Here is a 6,353-nt window from a genome sequence, read left to right as displayed (position 1 = left end):
ACACCCGTGCCATCCGGCTTCACCCGGATCTTCACGTTGTAGTCGACAACCCGTTTGACGGGCACGAGAATCTTCATGGGGTCTCCTTCAAGAAAAACTGGCTTCAGCGAGGCTTTTAAGGAAAATGCGCGCTCGAGCGCCGCTTCGATTGTCGAATGGCGACATGGATACGCGTTTTTCCCCCAAATACAACGCTTGCATGACGCAGGCAGGGGATTGCGTCGGCAATATATGGACGTTGACGTACACGTCAATATGTCTGTTAGCCTCGGCCACGGCCCCAAGGTAGACGCTCGATCCGTCCATCCGCGCCGGCGGCAACGGCCGTACCGACGCCGGCTTCGTTCCTCACGGCGCGCGGCGTCACTATTTCCCGATCGAAGAGCGGTACGCCGCGACGACGCAGCACCAGGATCAAAACAGCCCCGGCAAGAATGCCGCCGACATGGGCGCCCCAGGAGACGTCGCCATCGGGCGCCACCGCCAGCATGAAGAACTGCTGGCCGATCCACAAAAGCAGAGGCACGAAGGCCGGCAGGGGCAAGGGCACGCGGAAGAACACCAGCACCCAGACCTTGACACGCGGATGCAGCATGACATAGGCGGCAACGACCCCGGAGATCGCCCCCGAGGCGCCGACCAGCGGCGCTTCCGGCATTGTCGTCAGCAAACCGTGGCAAAGCGCGCCGGCGGCCGCGCAGAGGAGGTAGAAAAGCAGGAAGCGCATATGCCCCACCGCATCCTCGACATTGTCGCCGAAGACCCATAGGAAGACCATGTTGGAGGCCAGATGCCAGAAGCCCGAATGGACGAAGGCGTAGCTGAGATAGGTCAGCGGCTCCGGCACAATGTCCAATCCCTCAGCCAACTGCGCCTGCCCGAAGGCGATTGCCGGGATGAAGCCGAGGCCGACGGTTGTTGCCTGCGCAGCCTGTTCGCTCTCCAGGCTGATAAAGAGCCAGACCGCGACATTCAACGCGATCAAGGCCAACGTCACCCACTGAACCTTGATGTGTTTCAGCGTATTGGCGTCATGAAATGGTATGAACATAAAGGCCCCCGGCAATCGTGATCGCGGCAAGCCTATCTGTTTTTTCCCGGAACCCAAAGCACATCCGCACGACCTCGGTCATTTGCATGGCGGGCGGCGACGAAGAGGAAATCTGAAAGCCGATTGATATATTTCATCGCGGCCCCGCCGACGATTTCGCCCTCCATGCGCCCCAGCGTCACCATCAGTCGTTCGGCCCGGCGGGCCACCGTGCGGGCCAGATGCAGATGCGCGGCGGCCGGGCCGCCGCCCGGCAGAATGAAGGAGCTCAGCGGACTGAGGTCGGCGTTCAGCCGATCGATATCGCGCTCGATGCGCTCGACTTGCGTCTCGACAATCCGCAGCGGCTCATAGGCCGGTGGTTCGCCGGTGTCGGGCGTGGCAAGATCGGCGCCGAGGTCGAAGAGATCGTTCTGAATCGACATCAGCATGGTGTCGAGGTCGGCCAACTCTGTCGTGTAAAGCCGCGCCAGGCCGATCGCGGAATTGGCCTCGTCGATCGTGCCATACGCTTCGACGCGCAGATCGTCCTTCCGGCGGCGCGGGCCGGAAGCCAGCCCTGTCGTGCCATCGTCGCCGGTCTTTGTGTAAATCTTGTTGAGTTTCACCATGCTGCACCGCGTGTTGGGGGGAGGGCTGTCACGTCCGCCCATTTTGCCTCATCAAGTCGGTCCAGCCCGGCGCCGACATTATTGGTTGCGCTGGCGGACAGCGTCCCTGACACGGGTGTATACGCTGTGAGTGGTTCTTCGACTCACCCCACCCTCCGTCTTGCTGGGGCTTGACCCGAGCATCCACTCCGCATCCATCAGCAGCTACGGGGATGGATCCTCGGGTCAAGCCCGAGGATGACGGCGGGTGGGATTGGGCTTCTGCGCCCAAGTCCTTAGGCGCGGGAGAACGTCGGATTTTGTTAATCACCGCGCGGACGCGCGGTGGCTGGATTCCTGTGACGAGCACAGGAATGAGGGAGTTCGATGAGGCGATAGTACCCATATTTACCCCTCTATCGTTAGGTCATCCCTCAGGTCGGGCGGCCGCCGCCGGTGATCCAGAGCGTCAGCATGATCAGGATGACGGCGACAGCCTGCAGCAGGACGCGAAGCTGCATCAGCTTGTTGGAAAGGTTGGCGTCGCCGCCCTTCATCATGTTGAAGAGGCCGCGGATCAGCACAAGGGCGACGACGCCCATGACGATGACCGCGAGGATATAGGTGATTGTGGACATGGCATTCAGCTTTCTCAGTCAGTCCGTCCAGCGCATCAGGCGGTAGAAGAGGTCCGCCGGAAGCAGCCGCTTCAGGAACATGCCCTGTTTAGCCGGAGTCGTTACGGGATAATGTGGCCTTGGATTTTTTGAGTTCAATGCGTGTTTCAATACCGAATAGACAGCCTCGGGGCCAAGTTTATGACGATTGACCGGCCCCGAACCGTCGAGCCTCGCCAACTGCCTGATATAATTGGCCGCGTGCGGCGAGTTCTCGACGTCGATGTTTTCCTTGATCTTTGCGAGCGCATTGGCAGTGAAACGCGTGGCGATCGGTCCGGGCTCGATCAGGCTCACATGGATGCCGCTGCCGTGCAGCTCCATGCGCAGGGTGATGCTGAGGCCCTCGAGCGCGAATTTGGAGGCGGTGTAGGCGCCGCGATAGCGATAGGGGACGACGCCGAGAATGGACGAACATTGGACGATCCGGCCCTGCCCATGTTTGCGCATCGCCGGGATGACCTGCCGCGTCAATTCGTGCCAGCCGAAGAAATTCGCTTCGAACTGGGCGCGCAGCGCTGCCGTCGAAAGATCCTCAACGGCGCCCGGTTGGCCGTAGGCACCGTTGTTGAAGAGCGCGTCGATACGGCCGTCGCTGCGTTTCAAGACGGTGTCGACCAGCTCGGAAATCGTCTCGATCCTGGCGTAGTCCATCAACAAGGCTTCAATGCCGTCGGCTTCCAGACCCGTCAGATCATCCGTTTTGCGCACCGTCGCAAAGACGCGCCAGCCATCGGCTTTCAGCGCCCGGGCGCAATGCGCGCCAATGCCGGAGGAGCAGCCGGTGACGACGATTGTGCGCTCTCCCGCCATGGAATGATTCCTGTACAAAATGAGACTCGTTTCCCATATTCGGCCAGAGGATACAACGTGGAAAGCCGGAGACGGAATGCGGAAGGTGCTGCGCACGATCTACGACGTGGTCTATGACGCGATCTGTCACATGGTCGAGGATGACGGATTTGCGATGGCAAGCCACGTGGCGCTGTCGAGCCTGCTTGCGGTTTTCCCTTTCCTGATCTTCGGTACTGCGCTTGCAAGCTTCCTCGGCGCCGATCAGTTTTCCTCGACCGCCATCCATCTGATCTTCGACACCTGGCCCGAAGCGATCGCCAAGCCGCTGGCCGACCAGGTGCTGCAGGTCCTGACCATTCAGCGCGGCGGGCTGCTGACGATCTCGGTGCTGGCGGCCGCCTATTTCGCTTCGAACGGCGTCGAAGCGCTGCGTATTTCGCTCAATCGTGCCTACCGCGTGCAGGAAAGCCGGCCGTGGTATTTCACCCGCCTGGCCAGCCTCGGCTACGTGCTGATCGCGGTCATCATCTTCGCGGCGATCAGTATCCTGCTGGTGGCGGTACCACTGGCGCTCGACTATGCCCGGAAATGGTTGCCGCTGTTTGCCGATACGCTCGACATCGTCTTCAGCTGGCGCATTTACGGCACACTTGTCGTGCTGACCGTCGGCCTGCTGGTCATGCATCTCTGGCTGCCGGCCGGCAAGCGGCGGGTGTTCGACGTTATTCCGGGGGTCTTGCTGACGCTGTTGCTCTGGCTCGCCGGCGCGTTGATCTTTGCCTATTATCTCGCCACCTTCGCCAATTATACGGCGACCTATGCCGGTCTCGCCTCGGTGATGATCGTCCTGATCTTCCTCTACATGGTCGGCGTCATTTTCATCGTCGGAGCGGAGATCAACGCGGCGCTCATCAAGTTCCGCGTCTTCCGGATGTTCTCGCATACGCTTTCGATCGTCGGCAGAGAGCGTGTCGAACGGCCATCAGAGCCCGACAAGGCGGCGAATGTCGGTCCCTGACATGCCTCGGGCACGCAATTCGGCGAGCCCGCTGTCACCTTCGCTTTTCGAAAGCTTGCGGCCATCGGCGTCGAGAATGAGACGGTGATGGTGGTAGAGGGGCTGCGGCAGGCCGAGCAGAACCTGCAGCAGCCGGTGCACCGATGTGGCGTCGAAAAGGTCGAGACCGCGCACGACATGGGTGACGCCCTGCAGGGCGTCGTCGACGACCACCGACAGATGGTAGCTCGAAGGAGCATCCGAGCGCGACAGGATGACATCTCCCCAGACGCCAGGTTCGGCGGCGATCTCGCCTGTCCTGCCGTCGCCGGTTTCCGTCCAGAACAGCAGTTCGCCGATCAGGTCGAGTGCCTTGCGCATGTCGAGCCGCCAGGCATGTTTTTTCCCGGAGGAAAGGATCTCCCGCCATTCGGTTTCGGGCCGCTCGCGATCAATCGGCGGATAATGCGGCGTGCCATCGGGATCGCGCGGCCAGGATTGGCCCGCTGCCTCATAGACGGCGACACGCGCCTTCACTTCGCCGCGCGTCAGAAAAGCCGGATAGACCAGGCCACGTTCGATCAGTGCATGCAGCGCCGCCTGGTACTCCGGAAAATGCTCCGACTGGCGCCGCACCGGACTTTCCCAGTCGATCTCAAGCCAGTCGAGGTCTCTCAGGATGCCGGCCTCGAATTCGGCGGTGCAGCGGGCCTGGTCGATATCCTCGATGCGCAGCAGCAGGCGGCCATGCAATGCTTCGGCCATGTCGCGGTTCAAAAAGGCCGAAAGGGCATGGCCGAGATGCAGCGATCCGTTGGGGCTCGGCGCAAAACGAAAGACAGGTTTTTGACGCTCGCTCGTGGTCATGCTTTCTTCTGCCACGGATTTTGGTTTTGAACCACTGGGAGGACGCGGTGCAGATCATCCGCAACGACGATGACGTCAGGCTGGGGCTCGAAGCGCTGCTTCGCCTCGATCCGCGCCTTGCACCGATCGCCGCGGATGTAGGTCCCCTTCCGCTGCGGCTGCGCGAAGCCGGTTTTGCCGGCCTTGCCCATATCATCGTATCGCAAATGGTTTCGCGCGCCAGCGCCGAGGCGATCTGGCGGCGCATGCTGCCGGCGGATGGCCCGCTGACGGCGGACGCTTACCTGCTGCTTCACCCCGAGGCATGGCGAGAATTCGGCCTGTCGCGCGCCAAGGCCGATACGCTGACGCGGATCGCTGAAGCGGTTGCCTCCGGCCGCCTCGATCTTTCCGGGCTCTGCCTGAAGCCGCCGGGCGAAGCGCTCGGCGAACTGACGGGGCTGAAGGGCGTCGGCCCCTGGACGGCGGAGGTCTATCTGATGTTCTGCGGCGGCCATGCCGATGTCTTTCCGGCCGGCGATGTCGCGTTGCAGAATGCCGTCGGAGCCGCGCTCGGACTTGCGGCGCGGCCGCAAGCGAAGGCGCTTGCCAAGGTTTCGCAGGTCTGGTCGCCGTGGCGCTCGGTGGCAGCCCGGCTTTTCTGGGCTTACTACGCCACGAAAATGCGACGTGACATGGTGCCGGTCGGCTGATCGGCAACACTCTTTAAATTGCCTTTATCCTCTGAATTTATTGGACTTCACAATCCTGTAACAACCGGCCTAATATACAGGTGCAGATGCCGAATCGATCAGGAGAGTCCCTTGACGATTGCAGTCTCCCCGCAGGCCCTGCCAGCGCTCGTCCTGAACGCTGACTACCGGCCGCTGAGTTATTACCCCTTGTCGCTGTGGTCCTGGCAGGACGCGATCAAGGCGGTATTTCTCGACCGTGTGAACATCATCGCAGAGTATGAACATTCGGTTTCCTCGCCGAGTTTTTCGATGCGGCTTCCGAGTGTCGTATGCCTTAAGACCTATGTGCAGCCATCGCGCAATCCAGCCTTCACCCGGTTCAACGTCTTCCTGCGCGATCGGTTCGAGTGCCAATATTGCGGCTCGCATGACGACCTGACCTTCGACCACGTCATTCCGCGCGCCCACGGAGGCGAGACGACCTGGGAGAATGTCGTGGCGGCCTGCTCGCCCTGCAATCTGCGCAAGGGCAGCAAGCTTCCGAAGCAGGCAGGCATGTTCCCCGCGCAGAAGCCCTACCAGCCGACGGTGCAGGACCTGCACAATAACGGCCGGCTGTTTCCGCCGAACTATCTGCATGACAGCTGGCTCGATTATCTCTACTGGGATACCGAACTGCAGCCCTGATCGCAGCCGTCTGCA

8 protein-coding genes and 1 pseudogene are annotated in these 6,353 nt (G+C 61.4%); 3 read left to right on the top strand and 6 right to left on the bottom strand.

What is annotated here, in order from left to right:
- The 5 genes and pseudogenes from PYR71_RS28760 to PYR71_RS28740 form a co-directional block, all read right to left on the bottom strand.
- Positions 1-77 (bottom strand): annotated as a pseudogene (locus tag PYR71_RS28760) (electron transfer flavoprotein subunit beta/FixA family protein); the annotation flags it as partial.
- 185 nt (positions 78-262) lie between these two features.
- Positions 263-1,051, bottom strand: a complete 789-nt coding sequence (locus PYR71_RS28755; RefSeq protein WP_275621708.1) for a rhomboid family intramembrane serine protease — start codon at positions 1,049-1,051, stop codon at positions 263-265.
- A gap of 32 nt (positions 1,052-1,083) precedes the next feature.
- Positions 1,084-1,662: a cob(I)yrinic acid a,c-diamide adenosyltransferase gene (locus PYR71_RS28750; RefSeq protein ID WP_275621707.1), complete on the bottom strand. Its 579-nt coding sequence runs from the start codon at positions 1,660-1,662 to the stop codon at positions 1,084-1,086.
- Positions 1,663-2,075: 413 nt separating this feature from the next.
- Positions 2,076-2,279 (bottom strand): twin transmembrane helix small protein, encoded by a 204-nt coding sequence (locus tag PYR71_RS28745; protein ID WP_064686421.1) that lies wholly within the window; start codon positions 2,277-2,279, stop codon positions 2,076-2,078.
- 18 nt (positions 2,280-2,297) lie between these two features.
- On the bottom strand, positions 2,298-3,131 hold the full coding sequence (locus PYR71_RS28740; RefSeq protein ID WP_275621706.1) for an SDR family oxidoreductase: 834 nt from the start codon (positions 3,129-3,131) through the stop codon (positions 2,298-2,300).
- A 76-nt stretch (positions 3,132-3,207) separates the two neighbouring features.
- Between PYR71_RS28740 and PYR71_RS28735 the strand changes: the two genes are divergently transcribed.
- The gene (locus tag PYR71_RS28735; protein ID WP_183917109.1) at positions 3,208-4,131 is read left to right on the top strand and encodes a YihY/virulence factor BrkB family protein; all 924 of its coding nucleotides are present in this window, start codon (positions 3,208-3,210) and stop codon (positions 4,129-4,131) included.
- On the opposite strand, the gene gluQRS is transcribed toward PYR71_RS28735, so the two are convergent.
- Positions 4,096-4,977, bottom strand: coding sequence for a tRNA glutamyl-Q(34) synthetase GluQRS (gene gluQRS / locus PYR71_RS28730; protein ID WP_275621705.1), 882 nt, complete (start codon positions 4,975-4,977; stop codon positions 4,096-4,098). The two genes, PYR71_RS28735 and gluQRS, sit on opposite strands and share 36 nt — an antisense overlap.
- A 47-nt stretch (positions 4,978-5,024) precedes the next feature.
- Between gluQRS and PYR71_RS28725 the strand changes: the two genes are divergently transcribed.
- Both PYR71_RS28725 and PYR71_RS28720 read left to right on the top strand, forming a co-directional pair.
- Positions 5,025-5,669, top strand: a complete 645-nt coding sequence (locus PYR71_RS28725) for a DNA-3-methyladenine glycosylase family protein (RefSeq protein WP_323115758.1) — start codon at positions 5,025-5,027, stop codon at positions 5,667-5,669.
- Between the two features lie 111 nt (positions 5,670-5,780).
- Positions 5,781-6,338 (top strand): HNH endonuclease, encoded by a 558-nt coding sequence (locus tag PYR71_RS28720; protein WP_010031546.1) that lies wholly within the window; start codon positions 5,781-5,783, stop codon positions 6,336-6,338.
- Positions 6,339-6,353 lie beyond the last annotated feature (15 nt).

Origin of the sequence: Rhizobium mulingense (genome assembly GCF_029194105.1) — a bacterium.
GTDB classification, from domain to species: Bacteria; Pseudomonadota; Alphaproteobacteria; order Rhizobiales; family Rhizobiaceae; genus Rhizobium; species Rhizobium mulingense.
Note: the sequence above shows the minus strand (reverse complement) of the source record. Positions and strands in the feature narration are given on the sequence as shown.